Annotated in this window: 23 protein-coding genes; 11 read left to right on the forward strand and 12 right to left on the reverse strand. The window is 71.1% G+C overall.

Going from position 1 to position 24250, the window contains the following annotated elements:
- Positions 1–36: 36 nt before the first annotated feature.
- Complete coding sequence (locus C6N31_RS03540; RefSeq protein ID WP_138355173.1) at positions 37–888, reverse strand: menaquinone biosynthetic enzyme MqnA/MqnD family protein; 852 nt, start codon at positions 886–888, stop codon at positions 37–39.
- Between the two features lie 256 nt (positions 889–1144).
- Between C6N31_RS03540 and C6N31_RS03545 the strand changes: the two genes are divergently transcribed.
- Entirely contained in the window at positions 1145–1348 is a 204-nt protein-coding gene (locus C6N31_RS03545; protein ID WP_014144190.1) for a cold-shock protein, read from the forward strand.
- Positions 1349–1420: 72 nt separating this feature from the next.
- Here C6N31_RS03545 and C6N31_RS03550 read toward each other — a convergent pair whose 3' ends face one another.
- Positions 1421–3412: an AMP-dependent synthetase/ligase gene (locus C6N31_RS03550; RefSeq protein ID WP_232484685.1), complete on the reverse strand. Its 1992-nt coding sequence runs from the start codon at positions 3410–3412 to the stop codon at positions 1421–1423.
- Positions 3413–3528: 116 nt separating this feature from the next.
- On the opposite strand from C6N31_RS03550, the gene C6N31_RS03555 reads away from it, so the two are divergent.
- Positions 3529–4554 carry an AraC family transcriptional regulator gene (locus C6N31_RS03555; protein ID WP_138355172.1) on the forward strand — a complete coding sequence of 342 codons (1026 nt, stop codon included), beginning with the start codon at positions 3529–3531 and terminating at the stop codon, positions 4552–4554.
- Between the two features lie 187 nt (positions 4555–4741).
- Entirely contained in the window at positions 4742–5920 is a 1179-nt protein-coding gene (locus C6N31_RS03560; protein WP_438817407.1) for a lipase family protein, read from the forward strand.
- A 75-nt stretch (positions 5921–5995) separates the two neighbouring features.
- Here C6N31_RS03560 and C6N31_RS03565 read toward each other — a convergent pair whose 3' ends face one another.
- Positions 5996–7897, reverse strand: coding sequence for an AMP-dependent synthetase/ligase (locus C6N31_RS03565; RefSeq protein ID WP_138355170.1), 1902 nt, complete (start codon positions 7895–7897; stop codon positions 5996–5998).
- A gap of 151 nt (positions 7898–8048) precedes the next feature.
- Positions 8049–9359: an acetyl-CoA C-acetyltransferase gene (locus C6N31_RS03570; RefSeq protein WP_138355169.1), complete on the reverse strand. Its 1311-nt coding sequence runs from the start codon at positions 9357–9359 to the stop codon at positions 8049–8051.
- Positions 9360–9441: 82 nt separating this feature from the next.
- On the opposite strand from C6N31_RS03570, the gene C6N31_RS03575 reads away from it, so the two are divergent.
- Positions 9442–10752 carry a 3-oxoacyl-ACP reductase gene (locus tag C6N31_RS03575; RefSeq protein WP_138355168.1) on the forward strand — a complete coding sequence of 437 codons (1311 nt, stop codon included), beginning with the start codon at positions 9442–9444 and terminating at the stop codon, positions 10750–10752.
- Between the two features lie 81 nt (positions 10753–10833).
- Positions 10834–11727 carry a MaoC family dehydratase gene (locus C6N31_RS03580; protein ID WP_198357095.1) on the forward strand — a complete coding sequence of 298 codons (894 nt, stop codon included), beginning with the start codon at positions 10834–10836 and terminating at the stop codon, positions 11725–11727.
- Here C6N31_RS03580 and C6N31_RS03585 read toward each other — a convergent pair.
- On the reverse strand, positions 11690–12283 hold the full coding sequence (locus C6N31_RS03585; RefSeq protein ID WP_198357121.1) for a TetR/AcrR family transcriptional regulator: 594 nt from the start codon (positions 12281–12283) through the stop codon (positions 11690–11692). The genes C6N31_RS03580 and C6N31_RS03585 overlap by 38 nt on opposite strands.
- 206 nt (positions 12284–12489) lie before the next feature.
- Between C6N31_RS03585 and C6N31_RS03590 the strand changes: the two genes are divergently transcribed.
- A complete protein-coding gene (locus C6N31_RS03590; protein WP_138355166.1) occupies positions 12490–13035 on the forward strand; it encodes an FHA domain-containing protein in 546 nt (181 codons plus the stop codon).
- 408 nt (positions 13036–13443) lie between these two features.
- On the opposite strand, the gene C6N31_RS03595 is transcribed toward C6N31_RS03590, so the two are convergent.
- Positions 13444–14778 (reverse strand): NsdA family TPR-like regulatory protein, encoded by a 1335-nt coding sequence (locus C6N31_RS03595; RefSeq protein WP_138355165.1) that lies wholly within the window; start codon positions 14776–14778, stop codon positions 13444–13446.
- A 216-nt stretch (positions 14779–14994) separates the two neighbouring features.
- On the opposite strand from C6N31_RS03595, the gene C6N31_RS03600 reads away from it, so the two are divergent.
- The 3 genes from C6N31_RS03600 (at position 14995) to C6N31_RS03610 (ending at position 17059) form a co-directional block, all read left to right on the forward strand.
- Positions 14995–15219, forward strand: a complete 225-nt coding sequence (locus C6N31_RS03600; RefSeq protein ID WP_198357096.1) for a hypothetical protein — start codon at positions 14995–14997, stop codon at positions 15217–15219.
- 524 nt (positions 15220–15743) lie between these two features.
- The gene (locus C6N31_RS03605) at positions 15744–15884 is read left to right on the forward strand and encodes a hypothetical protein (RefSeq protein WP_187144976.1); all 141 of its coding nucleotides are present in this window, start codon (positions 15744–15746) and stop codon (positions 15882–15884) included.
- A complete protein-coding gene (locus C6N31_RS03610) occupies positions 15881–17059 on the forward strand; it encodes a methyltransferase domain-containing protein (protein ID WP_269285707.1) in 1179 nt (392 codons plus the stop codon). The genes C6N31_RS03605 and C6N31_RS03610 overlap by 4 nt, the downstream gene beginning before the upstream one ends.
- Before the next feature lie 75 nt (positions 17060–17134).
- Here the strand turns inward: C6N31_RS03610 and C6N31_RS03615 are convergent, their stop codons facing one another.
- The 6 genes from C6N31_RS03615 to C6N31_RS03640 form a co-directional block, all read right to left on the reverse strand.
- Positions 17135–18460 carry a dicarboxylate/amino acid:cation symporter gene (locus C6N31_RS03615; RefSeq protein ID WP_164297550.1) on the reverse strand — a complete coding sequence of 442 codons (1326 nt, stop codon included), beginning with the start codon at positions 18458–18460 and terminating at the stop codon, positions 17135–17137.
- A 209-nt stretch (positions 18461–18669) separates the two neighbouring features.
- Positions 18670–18957: a DUF4229 domain-containing protein gene (locus C6N31_RS03620; RefSeq protein WP_138355162.1), complete on the reverse strand. Its 288-nt coding sequence runs from the start codon at positions 18955–18957 to the stop codon at positions 18670–18672.
- Between the two features lie 29 nt (positions 18958–18986).
- On the reverse strand, positions 18987–19505 hold the full coding sequence (locus C6N31_RS03625; RefSeq protein WP_138355161.1) for a GNAT family N-acetyltransferase: 519 nt from the start codon (positions 19503–19505) through the stop codon (positions 18987–18989).
- Positions 19506–19628: 123 nt separating this feature from the next.
- Positions 19629–20792 carry an aminofutalosine synthase MqnE gene (gene mqnE, locus C6N31_RS03630; protein WP_138355160.1) on the reverse strand — a complete coding sequence of 388 codons (1164 nt, stop codon included), beginning with the start codon at positions 20790–20792 and terminating at the stop codon, positions 19629–19631.
- Between the two features lie 72 nt (positions 20793–20864).
- Entirely contained in the window at positions 20865–21320 is a 456-nt protein-coding gene (locus C6N31_RS03635) for an Lrp/AsnC family transcriptional regulator (RefSeq protein ID WP_138355159.1), read from the reverse strand.
- A 93-nt stretch (positions 21321–21413) separates the two neighbouring features.
- A complete protein-coding gene (locus tag C6N31_RS03640; protein ID WP_138355158.1) occupies positions 21414–22088 on the reverse strand; it encodes a UbiX family flavin prenyltransferase in 675 nt (224 codons plus the stop codon).
- Positions 22089–22311: 223 nt separating this feature from the next.
- Between C6N31_RS03640 and C6N31_RS03645 the strand changes: the two genes are divergently transcribed.
- Positions 22312–22848, forward strand: a complete 537-nt coding sequence (locus tag C6N31_RS03645; protein WP_232484780.1) for a rhomboid family intramembrane serine protease — start codon at positions 22312–22314, stop codon at positions 22846–22848.
- A 149-nt stretch (positions 22849–22997) separates the two neighbouring features.
- Positions 22998–24188: a hypothetical protein gene (locus tag C6N31_RS03650; protein ID WP_138355156.1), complete on the forward strand. Its 1191-nt coding sequence runs from the start codon at positions 22998–23000 to the stop codon at positions 24186–24188.
- Positions 24189–24250 lie beyond the last annotated feature (62 nt).

Below are 24250 nucleotides of genomic sequence, written 5' to 3' on the forward strand. Positions count from 1 at the left end.
GCGACAGCGGTCGCTCCGGTCCCGGGAGGCGCGTGGTCAGAGCAGTTCGACGCGCGCCTCCTCGGGGAAGCCGACGCGACGGGCGAACTCGGCGATGCCGGTGAGCTGCCCGGCGCCGAGGGAGAAGTCGAGCGTCGTGAAGTACCGGCTCAGCAGCTCGGAGTCGAAGGACTCCCAGCGGGCGGCCTGCTCGGCGACCTTGTCGACCTCCTCCAGCGAGAGGTCACGCGAGGCGAGGAACGCGCGGTGCACCTCGCGGACGGCCTCCGGCTCGCGCGCGAAGTAGTCGCGGCGGGTGGCCCAGACGGCGAAGACGAACGGCAGCCCCGTCCAGTCCTTCCACATCTGGCCCAGGTCGTGCACCTGCAGGCCGAGCCGGGGCGCGTCGTGCAGGGAGGCCCGCAGGGCCGCGTCACCGATGAGGACGGCGGCCTGTGCCTCCTGCATCATCAGCGACAGGTCGGGCGGGCAGCTGTAGTACTCGGGGCGCACCCCGTACCGCTCGGTGAGCAGCAGCTCGGCGAGGCGCACGGAGGTCCGGCTCGTGGAGCCGAGGGCGACCCGCTGGCCGTCGAGCTGGTCGAGCGGCAGCTGGCTCACGATGACGCAGGACATGACGGGGCCGTCGCAGCCGACGGCGATGTCCGGGAGCGCCACCAGTTCGTCGGCGTGCCGCAGGTACTCCATGAGCGTGACGGGAGCGACGTCCAGGTCCCCGCGCACCAGCTGGGCGCTGAGTTTCTCCGGGGTGTCCTTGGTGAGTTCCAGGTCGAGGAGGGCTCCTGTCCTGGCAAGCCCCCAGTACAGGGGCACGCAGTTCAGGAACTGGATGTGGCCGACCCGCGGACGGGTCCGGCCGCTTTCGGCGTCAGGTGCAGATTTGTCCACATCAGGAGGCTAGTCCTGGTCCTTGCGGATCTTGTGGCCGGGCGGCGGAACAGCCCCTGGAAGGGCCTCGAAAGGCCGATCTTGAGACCCTTCCCCACCCCTGAACCTGCGTGCTACTCTCCTCGCAAGTTGCAGTTTGGTTTCCCTTGCAGTACAGAGCCTGCGGAGCATGTGACCCCGTAGGCTTTTGTAGTTTTCAGACTTCGCAGTTGCAGGTTCTGGAGCAGGGCAACCCTTTGGGCCCAAGGAGGGCTTTATGGCTACCGGAACCGTGAAGTGGTTCAACGCTGAAAAGGGCTTCGGCTTTATCGCCCAGGACGGCGGGGGCCCCGACGTCTTCGTTCACTACTCCGCGATCAACGCCGCTGGGTTCCGCTCCCTCGAGGAGAACCAGCAGGTCAACTTCGACGTCACCCAGGGCCCGAAGGGCCCCCAGGCGGAGAACGTAACCCCGGTCTGATCGACGGGATCGCCTCACAGCATTGCCAAGGAGCCCCGCACCGGTTGTGCGGGGCTCCTGCCTTTCCCGCCGCTACCGCGGGCCCGGCACGGGTTCCGGAGTTTCCCGGCCTTCCCCGCTTTCATCGCGTTCTGTGCTTTCTCCGCGTTCCGCACTTTCCACGTGTTCCGGGCGTTCCGCCAGCTCCGCGTAGAGCGCGTCGATCCGGTCCCGGTACCGCTCCGCGACCACCGAGCGGCGGAGCTTCAGCGTCGGGGTGAGTTCACCCGCCTCCACCGACAGATCCTCGTCGAGAATCACGAACGCCCGGATCCGCGCCGGCCGGGCGACCTGCTCGTTGGCCGCGTCCACGATCTCCTGCACCAGGGCGTGCACCTCCGGGTGCCGGGTCGGGCGGGCGCCCAGGATCTTCTTGGTGCGCGACGCCCAGCCGATGATCTCGTCCGGGTCCAGGGTGAGCACCGCGACCGGGTACGGGCGGCGGTCGCCGATCATCACCGCCCGGGAGACGTAGCGGGACTGCTGGATGGCGAACTCGATCTGGGTCGGGGTGAGGTTCTTGCCGGCCGAGGTGATGACGATGTCCTTCTTCCGGCCGGTGATTGTCAGATAGCCGTCGGCGTCGAACGCGCCGAGGTCCCCGGTGTGCAGCCAGCCGTCGGAGTCCAGCGCCTCGGACGTCGCGTCCGGGTCGCCGTGGTAGCCGGGGAAGACGTTGGCGCCCCGCGCGAGCACCTCCCCGTCGTCCGCGATCCGCACCTCGCAGCCGTCGATGGGCCGGCCGACCGTGCCGTGCCGGAAGTCGGTGGCGTGGTTGACGGCGATGATGCCGCCGGACTCCGTCATGCCGTACCCCTCCAGGACGGCCAGCCCGCAGGCCCGCAGAAAGTCCATGGTCTGCGGGGCGATGGGCGCGGCTCCGGTGGTCGCCCAGCGCAGCCGGCCGCCGAAGACGGCGCGGACCAGGCTGAAGAGCGCGGCGTCCGCGGCGTCGTAGGCCTCGCGCAGCTCCGGCGGCAGCTCCTCGCCCCGGTCCCGCAGCTCGGCCGCCCGCACGCCGAGCGCGACGGCCGCCCCGAACCGTTCCCGGCCGCCCTCCTGCGACTCCGCGAGCGACAGCACCTGGGAGTGCACCTTCTCGAACAGTCGCGGCACGGACGGCAGATGGGTGGGCCTGACCTCGGCGAGCTCGGCGACGATGCTCTCGATCCGCCCGCCGAAGAAGCACAGCGCACCGCCGACCAGCAGCGTCGTGAACTGGATCAGCTGGGCCAGCATGTGGGCGAGCGGCAGGTACAGATACGTGGTGTCGCCGGGGAGGCCGCCCTCGATGTGCGGCACGGTGGCGTCCTGCACGGCGCCGAAGTTGCCGTGGGTGAGCCGGCACCCCTTGGGCATCCCGGTGGTGCCGGAGGTGTAGACGATGGACGCCAGGTCCTCGGGCTTGCGCGCCCCGGCACGGGCCAGCAGTTCGGCGAGCAGATCGTCGTCCAGCGGGGCGGGCGTCCCGGCCGAGCCCTCCGCCACCGTGTCCTCCGCGGCGATGCCGCCCGCCGCGGTGCCTTCGGCTGCGGTGCCTTCAGCCGCAGCGCCTTGAGCCGCAGTGCCCGCCGCCAGCCCGTCGAGCTCGCTGAGCACCAGGACCTGCCGGAGCTGCGGCAGCCGGTCCCGCAGCCGCTCCACCTTGGCGGCCTGTCGGTCGTCCTCGCAGAGGATCACGGAGGTACCGGAGTCGCTCAGCACCCAGGCGACCTCCTCGTCGCCGGCCGTCGGATAGACCGGCACGATGACCGCGCCCGCCGCCAGCGCGGCGAGGTGCGCGTACGTCCACTCCGGCCGGGTCTCGGACAGGATCGCCAGCCGGTCACCGGGCTCGACGCCGAGCGCGACGAGCCCGCAGCCGGCCCGCCGTACGGTGTCGCGCAGTTGCGTATAGGTGATGTCGCGCCAGCCGCCGCCGGCGCGGAAGCGCAGTGCGGGACTGTCGCCGTGCCGTTCCGCCACCCATTCCGCTGTCAACGCCAGCGTCCCTGGCCGATCGGTCTGCGGTGCCATGGTGCCCATCGCGCGCCTCCCTTGGTCGTGTAGCCATGACGCTATGAAGCACGGGGCCCCACGAAGATGACACGAACCGTCACACGGGTTGACCCTGCCGCTCAGCGGGAGCACCGTTGAGTGTCATGGGCACGCATACGATCACGGTGCACCGGGTCAGAGCGGCGTTACGCGGTGCCCAGCGGCTCGGCATCGACACCGCCCCGCTGCTCCAACGGGCCCAGATCGCACCCCTGTTGCTCGGCGACGACCGGGCCCGGGTGACCGACGCCCAGTTCACCTGCCTCGTCAAGGAACTGCACCGGGCCACGAACGACGAGTTCCTCGGCCTCGGCCCCGCGCCCAGCCCGCGCGGCACCTTCGCCATGATGTGCTGCACGGCCCTGGGCGGCCGTGACCTGGGCGCCGCGCTGGACCGGGCGGTGCGGTTCTACGGGCTGTTCCCGAGCGGCCCCGCCCTCGCCGTCGGCGCGTCGGACGGTGTCGCGCGCTTCACCGTGCGCGGCGAGCTCACCGACGACCCGGACCACTTCCTCTCCGAGTGCCTGGTCGTCATCTGGCACCGGCTCTCCAGCTGGCTCGTCGGCAGCCGCATCCCGCTGCTGCGCGCCGAGTTCGCCTATCCGGCGCCCCCGCACCGGGCCGAGTACGACCTGCTCTTCGGCTGCCCGGTCCGCTTCGGCGCGGAGCACACCGGCGCCTCCTTCGACGCGCACTGGCTCGACGCCCCGCTCATCCAGGACGAGTCGGCGCTCGGCGAGCTGCTGCGCCGGGCCCCCGCCGACCTGCTCAGCCGGCGCGACTACGGCACCACCGTCACCGAACAGATCCGCCGCACCATGGCCCGTGCCCTGATCACCCGCACCCGGCTGCCGGAGGCCCCGGAGATCGCGGCGCGGCTCGCGGTCAGCCCCGCGACCCTGCGCCGCCGGCTGACGGCCGAGGGCACGTCCTTCCAGCGGCTCAAGGACTCCGTCCGCAGGGACGCGGCCATCGCCGGGCTCAGCGAGGGGCACGAACCGATCGCCCAACTGGCGGCGCGGCTCGGATTCTCCGAGGACACCGCCTTCCACCGGGCCTTCCGCCGCTGGACCGGAACCACCCCCGGCGCGTACCGCCATGCGGCCCTCGGGGCGCATCCCTCGGAGTGAGGCTCCCGCGCCGGGTCCCCTGGCGCGAGCGCCCGGAGTGAATCCTTTGGGATGAATGCGGTTCCGGGTCAGCAAAGGTGAGCGGCGTGGTCAACGCCGGGGCTACCCGCAAGTCACTACGGTCCCTGTACCCCACACCTTCCACCGTATTGATGGGAGAGCCGCAGTGCAGAGCACCGTACGACGCATCCGGCACACCGTCCTGGCGGCCCTGGCCGCCCTGGCACTGACGACCGCACTGACCGCCGCCGCAGCCCCGGCCGGAGCAACGACAACGGCGGCCCATGCCGCCGCGTCCGCCACGTCCACCGGGCAGCCCGGCGACATCGTCAGCGCCGAGCCGAGCCGCTTCATGCCCAACCCCCTCGTCCTCACCAGCACCAGGGCCTGGAAGATCCGCTACCGGTCCACCACCGCCACCGGCGCCCCCAACGTCGTCTCCGGCACCGTCCTCGTCCCCGACGACGGCCGCACCGGACAGCGCCCCCTCGTCACGTACGCCGTCGGCACCGTCGGCCTCGCCGACAACTGCGCTCCCTCCCGCGGCTTCCCCACCGGGACCACCGCCGAGGGCAGCCTCATCTGGCAGGCGCTGCTGCGCGGCTGGGCCGTCGCGGTCACCGACTACGAAGGGCTCGGCACCCCCGGCACCCACACGTACACCGTCGGCCGGGCCGAGGGGCAGGCCGTGCTCGACGCGGCCCGCGCCGCCGAACGGCTGCCCGGCACCGGCCTGAACGCCGACACGCCCGTCGGCATCATGGGCTACTCGCAGGGCGGCCAGGCCTCCAGCTGGGCCGCCGAGATCCATGACTCCTACGCACCCGACCTGAACGTCAGGGGCACCGCCACCGGCGGCGTCCCCGCCGATCTCCTCAAGGTCGCCGACTTCAACAACGGCGGCGTCGGCGCGGGCCTGATCCTCGCCGCGGCCGTCGGCCACGACGCCGCGTACCCGGCGCTCGACCTCGCCAAGTACCTGAACGACAACGGCCGGTCGGTGGTGAACATCGTCAAGACGCAGTGCGTCGCCATAGACGCCATCGCCGGTCTCTTCCAGCGCATCGACCAGGTGACCGTCAGCAACCCGCTCTACCAGGCCGACTGGCAGAGCGCGCTGCGCGCCGACGCGCTGGGCACCCACGCGCCCGACGCCCCGGTCTACCTCTACCACGGCGTCATCGACGAGCTGATCCCCTACACCGTGGGGCAGCAGCTGCGCGCGGACTGGTGCGCGAAGGGCGTCGACGTCCAGTGGCAGTCGATGCCGCTCGGCCACATCACCGGAGCCATCGCGGGTTCACCCTTCGCCATGGCCTGGCTCGCCGACCGCTTCGCCGGCCACCCCACGGCGGGCAACTGCTGACCGGGGTCGTTCACACGCCGGCGCCGGCCGGACCGGGGAACCGGTCCGGCCGGCGCCGGCACATCACCACGGCCGTCACCGCTTGCGGTAGAGATCCTCGATCTCCTTGGTGAAGTCCCTCGCGACCGCCGCCCGCCTGAGCTTCATCGACGGCGTCAGATGCCCCGACTCCTCCGTGAACTCCACCGGCAGCACCCGGAAGCGCCGGATCGACTCGGCCCGTGACACCGAGTCGTTCGCGTCGTCGACGGCGTGCTGGATCTCCGCGAGGAGCTCCGGGTCCTCGGCGAGCTGCGCCGGACGGACGCCGTCGCGGTGGTGCATCCGGCGCCAGTGGCTGAGGCCGTCCGGTTCGAGGGTGATGAGCGCGGCCACGTAGGGGCGGTTGTCGCCGACGACCATGCACTGCCCCACGAGGGGGTGCGCCCGGAGCCGGTCCTCCAGCGGAGCCGGGGCGACGTTCTTGCCGCCCGCGGTGATGATGATCTCCTTCTTGCGGCCGGTGATCGTCAGATAGCCCTCGGCGTCGAGCTCCCCGATGTCGCCGGTGGCGAACCAGCCGCCGTTCACCGGGTGATACGCCCCGACCCGGCCGTTCCAGTAGCCGCCGAACACCATGCCGCCGCTGAGCAGCACCTCGCCGTCGTCGGCGATCCGGACGGCGGCACCCGGCAGCGGCCAGCCGACGGTGCCGAGCCGTGGCCGCAGGGGTGGGGTGACGGTGGCGGCGGCCGTGGTCTCCGTCAGCCCGTAGCCCTCGAAGACCACGACGCCCGCGCCCGCGTAGAAGGCGGCGAGGCGGCGGCCGAGTGGTGAGCCGCCGCAGATCGCGTACCGGACCTTGCCGCCGAGGGCGGCGCGGATCCGCCGGTAGACGAGCGGGTCGTAGAGCGCGTGGGCGGCCCGCAGCCCGAGCGAGGGCCCGCGCCCGGTGCCGGACTGCTGCGCCTCCAGGGCCTCGCCGTACCGCCGCGCGATCGAGGCGGCTCGGTCGAAGGAGGCGGCCCGGCCCATGGACTCGGCCGTGGCGCGGCCGGTGTTGTAGACCTTCTCCAGCACGTACGGGATCGCGAGCAGGAACGTCGGCCGGAAGCCGGCGAGGTCGGCCAGCAGATCGTCGGTGGCGATGCTGGGCGCGTGGCCGAGCTTGACCCGGGCCCGCAGACAGCCGACGGCGACCATCCGCCCGAAGACGTGCGACAGGGGCAGGAAGAGCAGCGTCGAGGCGGGCTCCTCGCTCACCGACTTGAAGACGGGATTCAGCAGCTCGATGGAGTTGTCGACCTCGGCGAAGAAGTTGGCGTGCGTGAGGATGCAGCCCTTGGGGCGTCCGGTGGTGCCCGACGTGTAGATGAGGGTGGCGACGCTGTCGGGTCGGAGGCCGCCGCGCCGCCCCTCGATGAGGATGTCCGGCAGCTCCCGCCCCTCGGAGATCAGCTGGGAGATGCCGCCCGCGTCCAGTTGCCACAGATGCCGCAGCCCGGTCAGCTCGCGGCGCCGCCCGCTGACCAGCCGGGTCTGCTCGACGCTCTCCACCGCGCAGGCCACCGCCCCGGAGTCCGCGAGGATCCAGGCGGCCTGCGCGGCGGAGGACGTCGGGTAGATGGGGACGGTGATGAGGCCGGCGGCCCAGGCCGCGAAGTCCAGCAGCGTCCACTCGTAGGTCGTCCGCGACATGATCGCGAGCCGGTCGCCGGGGCGCAGCCCGGAGGCGATCAGCCCCTTCGCCACCGCGACCACCTCGTCGCGGAACGCCGTGGCCGTGATGTCGCGCCAGGCCCCGCGCTCGTCCTTACGGCTGAGGACGGCCTCCTGCGGAGCCTCCACCGCGTTGCGGAACGGGATGTCCGCGAGGCTCCCGGCGCTCTCGGGCGGTACGAGAGCCGGCACGGACGCCTGCCGGACCGAACCGCCCGAGACGACGAGATCCGGTTCCACGGCGACGAGTTGGGACGGTATCGGGCTCTTACGGGACATCAGGGGCTCTCCTGGTTCGCGGAATCGTACGGCGGCTCGCGCTACGCGGATCGGCGGCGTTCAGGGCGGCATCGGGCGGGGACGAGGTCGGTTTCAGGGCAACGTGTTGGACGAGCGCTTCACGGGGCCGAGCGGCGGGGCGGGAGGCGGTTCAGGGGCATTCGAGCACGGCCGTGACCCCCTGGCCGCCTGCCGCGCAGATGGAGACCAGCCCGCGCCCGGGGCCGCCGCGTTCGGCGAGCAGCGCGGCGAGGGTCGCGACGATGCGGGCGCCGGTCGCCGCGAAGGGGTGCCCGGTGGCGAGCGACGAGCCGGCCACGTTCAGCCGCTCCCGGTCCACCGTTCCCAACGGGCGTTCCAGGCCGAGCCGTCCGGTGCAGAACTCCTTGTCCTCCCAGGCGGCGAGGGTGGCCAGCACCTGCGAGGCGAACGCCTCGTGGATCTCGTAGAGGTCGAAGTCGCCGAGGGCGAGCCCGGCCCGTTCCAGCAGGCGCGGCACGGCGTACGCGGGCGCCATGAGCAGCCCTTCCTCGTCGCCCATGGGGTTGCCGACGAAGTCGACGGCGGCCGTCTCGTACGCCGTGAGGAAGGCGAGCGGCTCCAGCCCGCGGTCGGCCGCCCATTCCTCGCTCGCCAGCAGGACGACGGCCGCGCCGTCCGTGAGCGGTGTCGAGTTGCCGGCCGTCATGGTGGCGCCGCCCTCCCGCACGCCGAAGACCGGCCGCAGCCGGGCGAGCCGCTCGGCGGTGGAGTCCGGGCGCAGGTTCTGGTCGCGGTCCAGGCCCCGGAAGGGCGTCACCAGGTCGTCGAACAGGCCGCGTTCGTACGCTGCGGCGAGGCGTTGGTGGCTGGCGGCGGCCAGGACGTCCTGCGCTTCGCGCGCGATGTCCCACCGCTTGGCGGTGAGCGCGGCGTGCTCGCCCATCGACAGACCGGTGCGCGGCTCGGCGTTGCGCGGGATCTCCGGTACGAGATGACGTGGCCGGATGCGCGCCAGCGCCCTGGCGCGCGCACCCGCGGACCTGGCGCGGCGCGTCTCCAGCAGGATCCGCCGCAACTGGTCGTTGACGCCGAGCGGTGCGTCGCTCGCGGTGTCGGCGCCGCCCGCGATGCCGCAGTCGAGCTGGCCGAGCGCGATCTTGTTCGCGACGGCGATGATCGCCTGCAATCCGGTGCCGCACGCCTGTTGGATGTCGTAGGCGGGGGTGGCGGGGTCGAGGGTGCTGCCGAGCAGGGTCTCGCGGGCGAGGTTGAAGTCACGGCTGTGCTTGAGGACGGCCCCGGCCACGAACTCCCCGACGCGCTCACCGGCCAGCCCGGTCCTTTCCACCAGTCCGGCCAGCGCCGCACCCAGCATGTCCTGGTTGGACGCGGTGGCGTACGGGCCGTCGGAGCGGGCGAACGGTATGCGGTTGCCCGCCACCACCGCGACCCGGCGCGGACTGTCCCTGCGGTCACTCATCGGCTGGCTCTCCCTTGGCTGGGCGCTGACTCACCAGTAGCCTTACCGGCGGTAAACTTACTCCAGAGTAAGGAGAAGGCCAATGGCCGATCGCTATCTCCGTTTCACGGGTACGGCCCCCGGCCGCTTCCTCTCCGGCCGCCTCGGACTCCCCCAGCCCACCGCGCTCCGCCGCTGGTCCCCGGAACACCCGGACCTGGCAGGACCGGTCCTGCGCCTGACGGCCGGCGCCCCGCGCCCGGACGACGCGACCGGTACGGAGCCGGTGTCCGGCGCACCCGACGCGCCTGCGGCCGCCGCACCTGCCGCTGTCGTTCTGGACGCCACCGGCATCTGCGAACCGGGGGCTCTGCACGACGTGTACGCGGCACTGCACCCCGTCGTCCGCTCGCTCGCGCCCTGCGGCCGGCTGGTCGTTCTCGGCGCCGTCCCGGATCCGGCCGACCCCCACCAGGCCGCCGCCCAGCAGGCGCTCGAAGGCCTCGTCCGCTCCCTCGGCAAGGAGATCGGCCGCGGCCGTACCGTCCAACTGCTGCGCCTGGCGCCCGGCGCGGACTCCGGGTCGACGCTACGCTTCCTCCTCTCCCCCAGGTCCGCGTACGTGAGCGGCCAGGTCATCGAGGTCGGCCCGGCGGGCCCGGTCGTCCCCGCCACCGCTCCCGCCTCCGGCACCCGGACCGCGCTCGTCACCGGCGCCGCGCGCGGCATCGGCGAGTCCGTCGCCGCCACGCTCGCCCGTGACGGCCACCATGTCGTCTGCCTCGACGTCCCGCAGGCCGAAGAGGCCCTGGCCGATGTCGCGCGGCGGTTGGGCGGCACCGCGCTCGCCCTGGACATCACCGCGCCGGACGCCGGGGAACGTATCGCCGCCGCGCTCCCCGACGGCCTGGACGTGCTGGTCCACAACGCCGGGATCACCCGCGACCGCAAGCTCGCCAACATGGCCGCCGACCGCTGGGACTCCGTCCTCGACGTCAACCTCGGCAGTGTCATCCGCACCACCGACCACCTGCTGAAGTCCGGCACCCTGCGGGACGGCGGCCGGATCGTCGCCACCGCCTCGATCAGCGGCATCGCGGGCAACGCCGGCCAGACCAACTACGCCGCCTCGAAGGCCGGCGTCATCGGCTTCGTCCGCGCGCTCGCGACGGATCCGCGCACGACCGGGCACGGCATCACCGTGAACGCCGTCGCCCCCGGGTTCATCGAGACGAAGATGACCGCCGCGGTCCCGCTGTTCATCCGCGAGGCGGGCCGCCGGATGAACTCCCTCGGCCAGGGCGGGCTTCCGGTCGACGTGGCCGAGACCATCGCCTGGTTCGCGGATCCCGGATCGGGCGGTGTCACGGGGCAGGTCGTGCGCGTCTGCGGCCAGAGCCTGCTGGGCGCGTGACCCGCACCGCGTGGCCCGTACCGCGTGGCTCGCACCGCGTGGCCCGAATCCCGCATCGCCGAATGGAAGGGACAACCCGACGTGCCCACCCGCACCCTCGCCGCGCCACCGCGGCTGCCCCTGGTCCTGGCCCGGGGCGCGCTCGGCTCGCGCCGCAAGCGCGGGCGGCCGCGCGCCTTGGCGGCGCCCACCGACCGGCTGGTCCTGCCCGCCGCGCGCATCGACCCAGGCCGGCTCGCCGCGTACGCGCGGGTCTGCGGCTACCCCGACAACGCGTCCGGCGCGGTCCCGCTGACCTACCCGCACATCCTCGGGTTCCCGCTGGCCGCGCAGCTGATGGCGGACCGCGCGTTCCCGCTGCCGCTGCTCGGCCTGGTGCACACCTCGATCGAGATCACCCAGGTGCGGGCCCTGCGCACGACCGACCGTCCTGAACTGACCGTCCACACCTCGGCGCTCCGCCCGCACCACCGCGGCACCGAAGCCGTCCTCGTGACCGAGGCCCGTCTCGACGGCGAACTCGTGTGGTCCGACCGCAGTACGTACCTCGCCCGGCACAGCGGCGCCACGGGCCCACGCCCCGACGAGGCGCCGGAGCCCGCGGGGTCCACGCTGCCCGCCGTCGCCACCTGGCGGCTCACCGCGGACCTGGGCCGCCGCCATGCGCGGGTGTCCGGCGACTACAACCCGATCCACCTCCACCCCTGGACCGCGAAGCCCCTCGGCTTCCCCCGCGCCATCGCCCACGGCATGTGGACCGTGGCCCGCTGCGCCGCCGAAGCGGTGCCACTGAACGCCGACCGGATCACCCTGCGGGCCACGTTCGGAGCACCGGTGCTGCTCCCCGGCACGGTGACCTACGCGGCCGAGACCACGTCCGAGACCACTCCCGGGACGAGATCCCGCTTCCAGCTGCGCGGCGACGGCCGCGTCCACCTCACGGGCGAGGTGGTTCCCAGCGCCGGCCGTTCATGAGGTTGTCCAGGCCGGCCCAGGCGAAGTTCATCAGTGTCGCCGCGGTGTCCTTCCCCGACTGGCCGGGCTGCTCGCAGCCCCAGCCCGCCAGCGACTCCGCCGCGCCCACCAGGGCGTGCGCCAGCGCCGTGACCTCCCGCTCGGCGAGCTCCCCGGCGCAGTCGGCCTCCCGGGCCGCGGCGGCGATCAGCTCCCTGACGAACTCGGCGATCTCGGCGCGCATCTTCGCGACCTCGTCCGCGAACGGCTCCCCCTGGGTCCGCGCCTGCTGATACAGCACGGTCCAGCCGTCGGGACGCTCCGTCGTATACGTGAAGAACGCCCGCAGCCCGCACCACAGTTGCCGGTCCGGCGCCGCCCCCGGCTCCACCCCGGCCATCACCGCCTCGGTGAGCGCCGCCGCCTCCCGCCGGATGCACGCGGTGAACAGCTCTTCCTTCGAATTCAGATACAGATAGACGAGGGGTTTCGACACCCCCGCCAGCTCGGCGATCTCATCCATCGAGGCCGCCCGGTACCCCCGCCGCGCGAACGTCGCCACCGCCGCGTCGAGCATCTGCTGCTCCCGCACCTGCCGCGGCACCCGCTTGGTCTTCCCGCCCACCCCGTGCCACCTCTCGCGTAGCCCTACCCGAAAGTAAGCCTACGGGGCGGGTCTCCGCCCGGCCTGCCGCCCGGGACAGGGCCCGTGGCGGGTTCCGGACAACCGGCCACCCCTCGGGAATCTGGACAGAGCCCTACTGACGGGCCGACAATCCCACCATGACGTCCCCCGAGTTCCGCGCCCAGGGCGTACGGCCGTCGGAGAACGAGCGGGACCACGCACTCGAGGTGCTCCGTGCCGGGACCGGCGACGGCCGGCTCTCCCACGACACCTTCATGCACCGCATGCACATCGTGCTCACCGCCCGCAGCCGCGCCGAGGTCGACGGCGCCCTCGCCGACCTCCCCTCCCGCGGCCGCGCCCCGCAACTCCTGCTGCGCACCGTCGCCCGCCTCTCCGCGCTCTCCGTACGCCTGCGCGGCAGTTGGCGCACCCAGCAGCTCCCCGGCCTCCGGCTGCCCGAGCCCGGCCCCCAGCCCCTGCGCATCGGCCGCGCCCCGGTGTGCGACCTCCGCCTCGGCCACGACTCCGTCTCCCGCACCCACGCCGAACTCCGCTACCAGGACAACGCCTGGCTCCTCTCCGACCTCGGCTCCCTCAACGGCACCCACGTCAACGGCCTCCGCATCACCGGCACCGTCCGCGTCCACCCCGGCGACCACGTGGCCTTCGGCAGCCTCAACTTCCGCCTCGCCTCCGGCTGATCCGGCCCTGTACCGCCGCCGGCTTCCCACGCTTCGTGGGCGTCCTGGACCTCCTTCCCGAGCCCAGAGCAGGTCAGGCGGGCGTTCAGACGCGGCAACCGTCACATGGCACGCGTGGCCGGGAGCGCTGCCGACTGCCGCCGGGACGGGGTGCCAAAGACGGCCGGCAGCGAGGGAGGGGTGGCCCGCCTTGCGTGGCTGACCCTCTGCCGGCTCCGCGTGGTGGGGCGCCGTACCCCAGCCGTCACGCATGACAGGCGCGCGAGGCGACCGCGCCACCGGGAATGGGCGGGCGGGGAGCAGCTGCTGCCGCGATGCGGCAGAGGCCGGAGCGGTCGCTCCGCTTCGATGCGGGTCTCGTTGGGGGATATGAAATGTCCCATGCTTGAGCAATCGCGCCGACGTGCGTCACACCTTCTGGTGGGCCACCGTGCGGGCTCGCTGGATCAGCGACTTCGCGGCTCGGTTGCTCTGATGGGGTCGGATGCGTTGGCGCATCGTGCGGAAGTGGTCGTCACCTCGGGCTGAGGAGATCGCGGCGTAGTCGTCGAGGAACGCTTCCCAGGTGGCGCACGCGGCTTCCACGTGGCCCATCTCCAGCTGCCGTTGTGCCAGAAGCCCGTTCGCGTGGACACGCCCCTGCCGCTCTTGCGAGGGGCGGGCGCGGTTGGACTGCTGGAGTGCCTTGACCGATCCGGGCAAATCACCCAGTTCGTACAACACGTGGGAGACATGGAATTGGTAGGCGGCCTGGTCGTAACCGCCCACCGCGTCGTTCCTTCCATCGGCCTTGGACAGGGCGGCTTCGGTCTCTGACAGCCGGGCGAATGCCTGCCGCTGGTCTTTGACCATCGCAGCGCCGTGCGCCTGCTGCCCGGCCAGGAACGCCTGGAGGCGCGGCCCCGCTTTCGGGGAGGCTTCGGCCGCCGAATCGGCGAGCTCCAGTGCCTTGGTGCCGTGCCCGAGGTTAGAGGCTTGCAGGGCCATGCCGCGAAGGGTGCGGCAGTAGGTGAGGTGGTCTTCCGCGCTGCCGGCCAGTTGGAGTGCTTGGACGTAGTAGCGCTGGCCCAAACCGTGCTCGCGTTCGTACATCGCCATCCACCCGGTGAGGTACACGAGGTCGGATGCTGCGGACAGCATGTCTTTCTTCACCGACTCCGAGCCGTCCGCCCGCAGGTACGGCGAGACGGTGTTCACCAGGAAAGCAGCCGCCATCGGCCGCGCATGGCCGCCGCCGAGTTCATCGAGGATGTCGGCGATGCGGTCGGTCATGGTGCGGACGGTGGCGACCTCGCCGGCTCCGATCCGTACGGTGCGGCCGGTCGTGGACGCTTCCAGCCTGGTCGACAGCTCCGTATAGCGCGGCACCATCAAGGCGGCCGAATACAGTCCTGCGGCCAAGACCCCACGCCGTGACGGATCCATGTCTGCCCTTCCGAGGTCCACCACTCCGGCCACCAGATCAACGGCGCCGGCCCCAGTCTCATTGCCGAACCCGGCGTCGGTGGACGTTACTGGGCGGCGCAGGTGCCGGGAGAACGCTTCGCAGATCAGCGGCCTGGCCTCAGGGCCCGGTAACGAGCCCTTGAGCCAATGCGACACGGTCGAGTCGTCGTAGCTGAGCACCGTTCCCGACTCGATCCCGACCCGCGTGATCGCCCTCACCAGCTGGCCTCTTGTCCACTGGGCCTCCGTCATCAGGGCGCGAAGGGCGGTATTCGGTGTGCGCGTGCGTGGTGCCATGCGATGACTCCCCTCAGCGTTCACGGCATTCACGGTCCCGTCCAGCATTCCCCGTTCTCCCGGACGGCGTACCCGAGTTCACTCAACATCAGCCGCACTACGAACAATCCCTCTCCTACCCAACCCCCGCCGTGCGGCCCACGTCCCACCGCGACCGGTAGCCCGTGAAGCCTCGGAGCACCGGCAGCGGCTCCCCACCGCTACGGAGACGACACCATGACCCGAGCCGACCGCCAGACCGGTACCGACCTGGATTGGATCAAGCAGGACGCCCTCGTCTTGGACACTGCCACGCACCAGGTCGGCGAGGTCCAACAGATCGGGGCGGCCTACCCCACCGGCGCAAGTCCCGAGGAGTTCGCGTGGCTGCGGCCACCGGGTGGCGGCGTCGAATGGAGCGCCCCCCTGGCCGCTCTCGAACCCGTGGATGACACCCCGTGACCCGGTCCGTGGTCGACCGGCCACGCCACCGCCGCCCGCCTTGCCCCTCCAGCGACGGCCGCACCGCAGGCGCACTCCTGATGCTCCTGAATGTGCTCGGCGCACCCGCGGTCGCCGTGCAACTCGGCCGCGGGCACCCCGCCGCCCCGCCCGCTCGAAGTCTCGCTGCGGCCGCTTCGGACACTCCGCCGCCCGGCCTCTGATCTCCGGTCTCCGTCGATGACTCGTTCCGTCGGAGTCCGGTACCAGCGCGCCCGGCTCCAGCCGTCTCGGGATAGCGGCTCCCCCGACCGTGACAGCAGGAGCCGGGCGCCGCATCCCTGAAATGCCCCGCGCGGCAGTCCGCCGAGCGGCAGCATGCCCAGAGAGGACAATTCATGGCCAAGCCACCCCCGCCAGCACCCCGCCGACCGCAGGCACCGGCACCCCGACCTCCGGACCCGAACCCGATCCCCGCCCACGGCCGCACCGCCGCGTAGGACCACACACCCTCAAGATCAGCAATGAGACGAAGGAGATCAGCTATGGGATGGGGAACTGGCAAGGGCGGTAGCGGAGGCGACGGCAAGCACTCCGGAGGGAAGGACCCGGGCACCAGCAAGCCGTCTCCGGACGGGTCACGGCCCGCTCCGGAGCCCAAGCACAAGGGCGGTGACAAGAAGTGACGCACGCGCACCAGGCGGAGCAGAACGCAGCACAACGCGACCTGCTCCGCGCGATCGAAGCGGACCTCGGCCATGCGCCGGCCCCGGAGTGGGTGAAAGCCATGGACGCCGTTCCGCGACACCACTTCCTGCCCGAACGGATTTGGCTGGACGACGGCGAGGGCGGATACGCGCCCTGCGACCAGCACAGCGACGCTGAGCGGTGGTACACCGCCGCCTACGCCGATGCGCCCGTAGTGACGCAGGTCAACGACGGTGCTGAGCCCGAGGAAAGCGATGTGTGGGCCTCCTCCTCGGCTTCTGCACCTTCCATCGTGCTGCGCATGCTGGAAGACCTCGACGTTCACGACGGCGCGCACGTGCTGGAGATCGGCGCGGGAACCGGTTGGAACGCCGGGCTGCTCGCACACCGGGTCGGCGAGGCCAACGTGACCACATTGGAGATCGACGGCGCGGTGGCCGCCAGGGCACGTACCGCACTCCACAACGCAGGCCTGTACCCCGAAGTGGTCTGTGCCGACGGAGAGAAGGGCTGGCCGCCGCAGGCCGCGTACGACCGGATCATCTGCACCTGCTCGGTGCGGCGCGTGCCGCACGCATGGGTGAAGCAGTCCCGGCCCGGAGGGGTGATCGTCACAGCGTGGGACAACCCGTGGATCACGTACGGGTTGCTGCGGCTGGAGGTGAACGCAGGGGTCGGCGAAGGCCGGTTCAGCCCGCACAGCGCCTTCATGCTGATGCGCGACCAGCGGACCGACCTACGGATCTACCGGGATGTCGTCCGCGACGAGCACCAGCCCGACGAGTCCAGGACCGGTCTGGCGCCGTGGGACGTGACCGGCCCGGACATCGACGCACAGTTCGCGATCGGAGTTCGGCTGCGCGATGTCTGGTACTCGCGCCAGCAGAACCCCGACGTGAAAGGCGTGTTGACACGTCTGTGGGTCGCCACCACCGACGCCACCTCATGGGCCGCGGTCGACTACGACGGCGAGCACGACGACCAGTTCACCGTCTGGCAGCACGGCCCACGTCGCCTCTGGGACGAAGTAGAGACAGCAAGCCGCTGGTGGCGAGACCACGACCGCCCGACGCCCGCTCGTTTCGGCATCACCGTCACGGCAGAGGAACAGAGATTCTGGCTCGACGACCCCGGTTCTCCCCTGGACGGCTGAGACACCAGCCCCCTCGGCGAGACGCGGCAGTGCCCCCGGTCCTCGCGAAGGTCGGGGGCGCTTCCGCGTATACGACTACGCGGCGACCGGGACGCGCTCTTCGCGGTCCGTGTTCGCGTCGTCGTCCATCAGGCTGTCGAGGTCCGCGCCGTGGGCGGTGGCGTACTTGTCGCGGTCGAGGATGTTCTCGCGGGCCGCGACGATGATCGGGATGACGGACTGGCCGGCCACGTTCGTGGCGGTCCGCATCATGTCGAGGATGGGGTCGATCGCGAGCAGGAGGCCGACGCCTTCGAGGGGGAGGCCGAGGGTGGAGAGGGTCAGGGTGAGCATGACCGTGGCGCCGGTGAGGCCCGCGGTGGCGGCGGAGCCGATGACCGAGACGAAGGCGATCAGCAGGTAGTCGCCGATGCCCAGGTGCACGTCGAAGACCTCGGCGATGAAGATCGCGGCGAGGGCCGGGTAGATCGCGGCGCAGCCGTCCATCTTGGTGGTGGCGCCGAACGGGACGGCGAAGGACGCGTACTCGCGCGGGACGCCGAGGCGTTCGGTGACGCGCTGGGTGACCGGCATGGTGCCGACCGAGGAGCGCGAGACGAAGGCGAGCTGGATGGCGGGCCAGGCGCCGCGGAAGAACTGCAGCGGGCTGACCTTGGCGACGGTGGCGAGCAGCAGCGGGTAGACGCCGAACAGGACGAGGGCGCAGCCGACGTAGACATCGGCGGTGAAGGTCGCGTACTGCTTGATCAGGTTCCAGCCGTAGGTGTTGATGGCGTTGCCGATCAGGCCCAGGGTGCCCAGCGGGGCGAGCTTGATGACCCACCACAGGGCCTTCTGCAGCAGTTCGAGAACCGCGGAGCTGAGGGTGAGGATCGGCTCGGCCTTCTCGCCGAGCTGGAGCAGCGCGATACCGACGACGGCCGCCATGAAGACGATCTGCAGCACGTTCAGCTCGGTGAACGGCGAGATGACGTCGGTCGGGATGATGCCGGTGAGGAAGTCGAGCCAGGAGCCGGTGTGCTTCGGCTTGGCGCCGTCGGCCGGGGTGAGGCCGCTGCCGGAGCCGGGGTTGGTGAGCAGGCCGATCGCGAGGCCGATGGAGACCGCGATCAGCGACGTGATCATGAACCAGAGCAGCGTGCGGGTGGCCAGCCGGGCGGCGTTGGAGACGTTCCGCAGGTTGGTGATGGAGACCACGATGGCGAAGAAGACCAGCGGCGCGACGGCCAGCTTGAGCAGCTGGACGAAGATCGAGCCGATCTCGTCGAGCGTCTTGCCGAGCCAGGCGATGTCGCCGCTGCGGGCGATCCAGCCGAGACACACACCGAGGACGAGGCCGCCGAGGATCTGCGCCCAGAACGGGATCTTGGGTATGCGTACGCGACTGGATGTAGGAGACATGTTCCGGACGCTAACACCGGAGCTTTGGGAAACTCAAAGTCATTCTTTGGGTTCTCATGACGTGGACGGCCGGAAACGGTTCGGGCCGGCGCGTGGACAGCACAAAGCCCCGCCGGGAACGGGGTGTTCCGGCGGGGCATGGCGAAGCGTGTGACGAGGGTTACCCACCGACCCCCGGGCGGTCGTGCGGACCTACGGCCCAACTGGCGTTACGCGGTGCGCGCGGCGTCGTCCGCCGCGTCCTCCGCGCTCTGGCTCTTGGCGAAGTTCGCCCGGCTGCGCTCGACGCGCGCGGAGACCTGGGCCGACGCGGCATCCCGGGCGCCGCGCAGCAGCACGAAGCTCAGCGGCGCGGAGATGACGAGCGCGAGCAGCGCAACCCACAGGAGGTTGGAGCCACCGAGCCCGGCCGGCAGGATCCGCAGGGAGACCAGACCCCAGATGACCGCGAAGCAGCCGACGAAGAGGCCAAAACGCATGGCGGTGTAACGGAACATGCTTCCAGTGAAGCACGGCCCCCCGACGATCAGTGCAGGGGGAGCCACATAGTGATGTCGTCGCGGAAGTCGTCGGCGGCGACGCGGATCGCGTCCGGTACGCGGCCGACTTCCTTGAATCCGCAGGCGGCGTAGAAGGCGTCCACGCCGGTGCCGCCGCGCACCCCGAGCCGGAGCGCGTCGAAGCCCAGGTCGCGGGCGAAGTCGACGGCCTCGGCCAGCATCCGCCGGCCGCGCCCGCCGCCCTGCAGGACCGGGTCGACCATGACGGTGACCAGCGTGCACCAGTGCCGCATCAGCCGGTGGGTGTTGAGCTTCAGGAAGACCGTGCCGACCGCCCGCCCGTCCTCGTACGCGACGAGCAGCCGCTGGGTCCCCGCGCCGACCGACTCGAACTGCCCGTCGGCGACCGGGCGTACGTCCTCGGCCTTGACCGGCGGGACGAAGCCGACCGCGCCGCCGGCGTTGGAGGCGTCGGTCCAGATCCGGAGGATCTCTTCGCGGAGGCCGGTGGACAGCTCGGGGTCACGCGCAAAGGTAAGGGTCATAGGTCAATGCTAGCCATTACTCCGGCGGCCCGGCAACGGGCTTCCACGGCTTGGGACAGCGCGAAGGCCCCGGCACCACGCACCTGCGCGTGGCACCGGGGCCTTCGGCGAACAGAGATGACGTCAGAGGCGCATCGGCTGCGGGGACTCGCGCCGTTCGGCGTTCGGCCCCGGGTACTCGCGGATGATCTCGTAGCGCGTGTTGCGCTCGACCGGCCGGAACCCGGCGTCGCGGATCAGCTCGAGGATGTCGTCCCGGTTCAGCTTGTTCGGCGTGCCGAAGTCGTCCGCGTCATGGGTGATCTTGTACTCGACGACCGAGCCGTCCATGTCGTCCGCGCCGTGCTGCAGCGCCAGCTGGGCGGTCTGCACCCCGTGCATCACCCAGAAGACCTTGACGTGCGGCACATTGTCGAAGAGCAGCCGGGAGACGGCGAACGTCTTGAGCGCGTCCGCGCCGCTGGCCATGGTGGTGCGGGCCTGCAGCGTGTTGCGGATCTTGCCGTCCTTCATGTCCACGAAGTCGTGCTGGTACCGCAGCGGGATGAAGACCTGGAAACCGCCGGTCTCGTCCTGCAGCTCGCGCAGTCGCAGCACGTGGTCCACCCGGTGCTTCGGCTCCTCGATGTGCCCGTAGAGCATCGTCGAGGGGGTCTTGAGACCCTTGGAGTGCGCGAGACGGTGGATCCGGGACCAGTCCTCCCAGTGGGTGCGGTGGTCCACGATGTGCTGCCGGACCTCCCAGTCGAAGATCTCGGCGCCGCCGCCGGTCAGCGACTCCAGGCCCGCGTCGATCAGCTCGTCCAGGATGTCCGAGGCCGACAGACCGGAGATCGTCTCGAAGTGGTGGATCTCCGTCGCCGTGAACGCCTTCAGCGAGACGGACGGCAGCGCCTCCTTGAGGGCCTTCAGCGAGCGCGGGTAGTAGCGCCACGGCAGCGTCGGGTGCAGACCGTTGACGATGTGCAGCTCGGTGAGGTTCTCGCCCTCCATCGTCTTCGCGAGACGGACGGCCTCCTCGATGCGCATCGTGTACGCGTCCTTCTCGCCCGGCTTGCGCTGGAACGAGCAGTAGGCGCACGACGCGGTGCACACGTTCGTCATGTTGAGGTGCCGGTTGACGTTGAAGTGAACGACATCGCCGTTCTTCTTCGTCCGTACGTGGTGTGCGAGACCACCCAGCCAAGCGAGGTCGTCGGACTCGTAGAGGGCGATTCCGTCCTCACGGGTCAGCCGCTCACCCGCGTAGACCTTCTCCTCCAGCTCACGCTTGAGTCCAGCGTCCATGCTGCCGCCTCCTAGTTGCATTCGACCCGACCAAAACTACTCCCCCGGTTCACGACGGCGAGCAGCCCCCGCTCACACCTCTTCGGGGAGCGAGCCGACCCGGTTCTCCCACTTCGTGGAGAGCACGATCGTGGTCCGGGTACGGGCCACGCCCTTCGTCCCGGACAGCCGGCGGATCGTCCGCTCCAGGCCGTCCACGTCGCCGACCCTGACCTTGAGCATGTACGAGTCGTCGCCGGCGATGAACCAGCAGTCCTCGATCTCGTCCAGGTCGCGCAGCCGGTGCGCCACGTCCTCATGGTCCGCCGCGTCGCTGAGCTGCAGCCCGACCAGGGCGGTCACGCCGAGGCCGAGCGCCACGGGCGCGACGGTGGCCCGGTAGCCGGTGATCACCCCGGCCTGCTCCAGCCGGTTGATCCGGTCGGTGACGCTGGGCCCGGAGAGCCCCACCAGCCGTCCCAGCTCCGCGTACGAGGCCCGCCCGTTCTCGCGCAGCGCCTGGATGAGCTGCCTGTCCACCGCGTCCATATGCCTGGACCCTCCCGTTCATGCATCGATTGCGCCGTGCGAACAAGAATCTAAGGCATCCGCGACCCTGCGGCCTGCGCATCAGCGCGCCGGTCAGGCGGAACCGGCCGATCCGAGCTCGCCTTCCCACCTGCGGTACAGCTGGTGGGGCACCGCAGCCGCGTCCAGCACCCGCCCGGCGACGAAGTCCACCAGGTCCTGGATGTGCCGGGCGCCCGCGTAGAAGGCGGGTGACGCGGGCAGGACGACCGCGCCCGCCTCGTCGAGCGTCACCAGGTGCTTGAGCGTCTGGCCGTTCAGCGGTGTCTCGCGGACCGCGACCACCAGGGTCCTGCGCTCCTTGAGGGTGACGCTCGCCGCCCGCTGCAGCAGGTCCTTCGACAGCCCGAGCGCGACCCCCGCCACACAGGCGGTACTGGCCGGCACGATGAGCATCCCCTTGACCGGGTAGGAACCGGAGGACGGTCCGGCCGCGAGATCACCCGCGGCCCAGAACCGGACGTCCGAGAGTTCCGCGTCCGACAGATCGAACTGCCCGTCCTTGCCGTCGGCGCCGCGCGCCAGCCAGGTCCGCAGGTCCTCGCGCCAGTGCGCGTCCCGGAACGCGTGTCCCGTCTCGTCGAGCAGCGTCAGCCGGGCGGCCCGGCTGACCACCAGGTCCACCGCCTCGCCGGCGCTCAGCAGCCCCCGGAGCACGGCGGCGGCGTACGGCGTCCCGGATGCTCCGGAGACCCCGACGATCCACGGTTTGCGCAGGCTCGTGTCCACCCGGCGAGCCTATCCGGCCGCCCGGGACGGCCGGCGGCGGGAGAGGGCTCTCGCCGGGAACCACTCCGGATGTCGGTGGCGTTGTCTACGGTAGGGACACATGGATCTGAGGGGGGCCTCGGTGAGTCACAGCTACGAACCGACCGCGGACCGATCCGCGCAGGCGAGTATCGGTCTGGCGCCGCCGCGCGGCGGAGCGAGGGTCACGGCGGCCGCCGCGCTCATGCTGGGTTGGGTGGGGCTGCTGTGGCTGCTCGAAGCCGTCGACGTGGCGACGAACCACTCGCTCGACACCTTCGGCATCGTGCCGCGCGAGACCGGCGAGCTGCGTGACATCATCCCGGCCGCGTTCATGCACTTCGGCTTCGCCCATGTCGCGGCCAACAGCCTGCCGCTGCTCGTGCTGGGGTTCATCGCCGCGCTGCGCGGCATCCGCCGCTTCCTCAGTGTGTCCTTCGTCATCATCCTGGCCAGCGGCCTGGGCGTCTGGCTCGTCGCACCCGCCCACACCAACACGGCGGGCGCCTCCGGCGTCGTCTTCGGCCTCTTCGGCTATCTGCTGGTGCGCGGGTTCGTGGACCGGCGGCTGCTGGACATAGCCGTCGGGCTCGGCGTCGCGGTGCTCTACGGGTCGATCCTGTGGGGCGTGCTGCCCACCGCCCAGGGCGTCTCCTGGCAGGGCCACCTCTTCGGGCTGCTCGGCGGTGTCGCCTCCGCCTTCTTCTTCCGCGCGCGCACGCCCGACGGATTGATGCGATGACGGATCGACGCGCCCTGACGGATCCCCGCGCCCCGACGGATGCATGCGACGACGGGTCGATCCGCCGGAAAACCCGTTCGGGCCGAGCGGCATCCACAGCTAATCTTCAGATCTCACCCGGCGTCGAAGGCCACCGGCCGAAGGCCCGCTTGTTCTACGGGAGTCACCACATCAGCACCGCACACAAGGGTCTGGCCGCCATCGGCTGCGTCGCCCTCATAGCCGGCGCCTCCGCCGCCTGCGGCACCGTCCAGCAGGCCGGCGCGGCGGCGAAGGTCAAGAACGCCGTGGACAAGCTCGGCGCGCAGAAGGCGGTCACCGCGACCGTCTCCTTCGACGCCACCGCGGACCAGATCTGGACCGCGATGAAGGGCTCCGACGGCTTCACCAAGGACAACGCGAAGATGCTCGCGGGTCTGCACGCCAAGCTCGGGCTGAGCTCGGACAAGCCACTCAAGGACGCCGCGGCCACCAAGGACGCGAAGGACGCCCCGAGCGACACGTCCTCCTTCTCCTTCCAGCTGTCCTCGGACGCCGAGGGAAAGCAGAACCTGGTCGAGATCCGGTCCATCGGCAAGAAGCTCTACCTGCGGGCCGACATCAAGGCGCTGACCGCGCTCGGCGGCGCCGCCAAGGGCGGCGACCACTCGCCGCTCGACCAGTTCCTCCCCAAGGCGGACGAGCTGCCGTCGTCGCTCGGCGTCGTCAAGGACGCGCTGGCCGGCAAGTGGATCTCGATCGACCCGGCGGCGTTCGCCGATCTCGGCAAGACCCTCGGCGGCGACAAGGGCCTCGGCAAGTCGCCGCTGCCGGTGCCGATGCCGGGTGCGTCGTCCTTCGACGCGAAGACCCAGCAGCAGCTGATCGACGCCGTCAAGAGCGCGGTCGCGCACAACGCGAAGTTCACCGACAAGGGCAGCAGCAACGGCGTGGACCACGTCACCATGACGGTCCCGGCGGGTCAGACGGCCAAGGAGCTCGCCAAGGGCTTCGCCCCGCTGGAGAAGCAGATCCCGGGCTTCAAGGCGCCGGACGTCAGCAAGGTCCCGGCGAAGGATCTCGCCGTCGACCTGTCGATCAAGGACGGCATGCTGTCCGGGATCGCCCTGGACGTCGCCCAGTTCGACGAGAAGCCCCAGGGCAAGCTCCCGCTGACCATCGGCCTCCAGGGCGGCAGCGACCCGGTCACGGCCCCGGCCGGCGCGAGGGCGCTCACCCCGCAGGACCTCATGGGCCTGTTCATGTTCGGTGCGATGAACATGAAGGACCTGGACCTCAAGGACATGGACGTCAAGGGCCTGGACCTCAGCGGCCTGGACCAGGCGGACCTCGGCGCGTAACGCCCGACACCCTCGACAGCCACGGCCCGGCCCCGGTATCCGATGGATACCGGGGCCGGGCC

The organism is Streptomyces fildesensis (genome assembly GCF_016107395.1).
GTDB classification, from domain to species: domain Bacteria; phylum Actinomycetota; class Actinomycetes; order Streptomycetales; family Streptomycetaceae; genus Actinacidiphila; species Actinacidiphila fildesensis.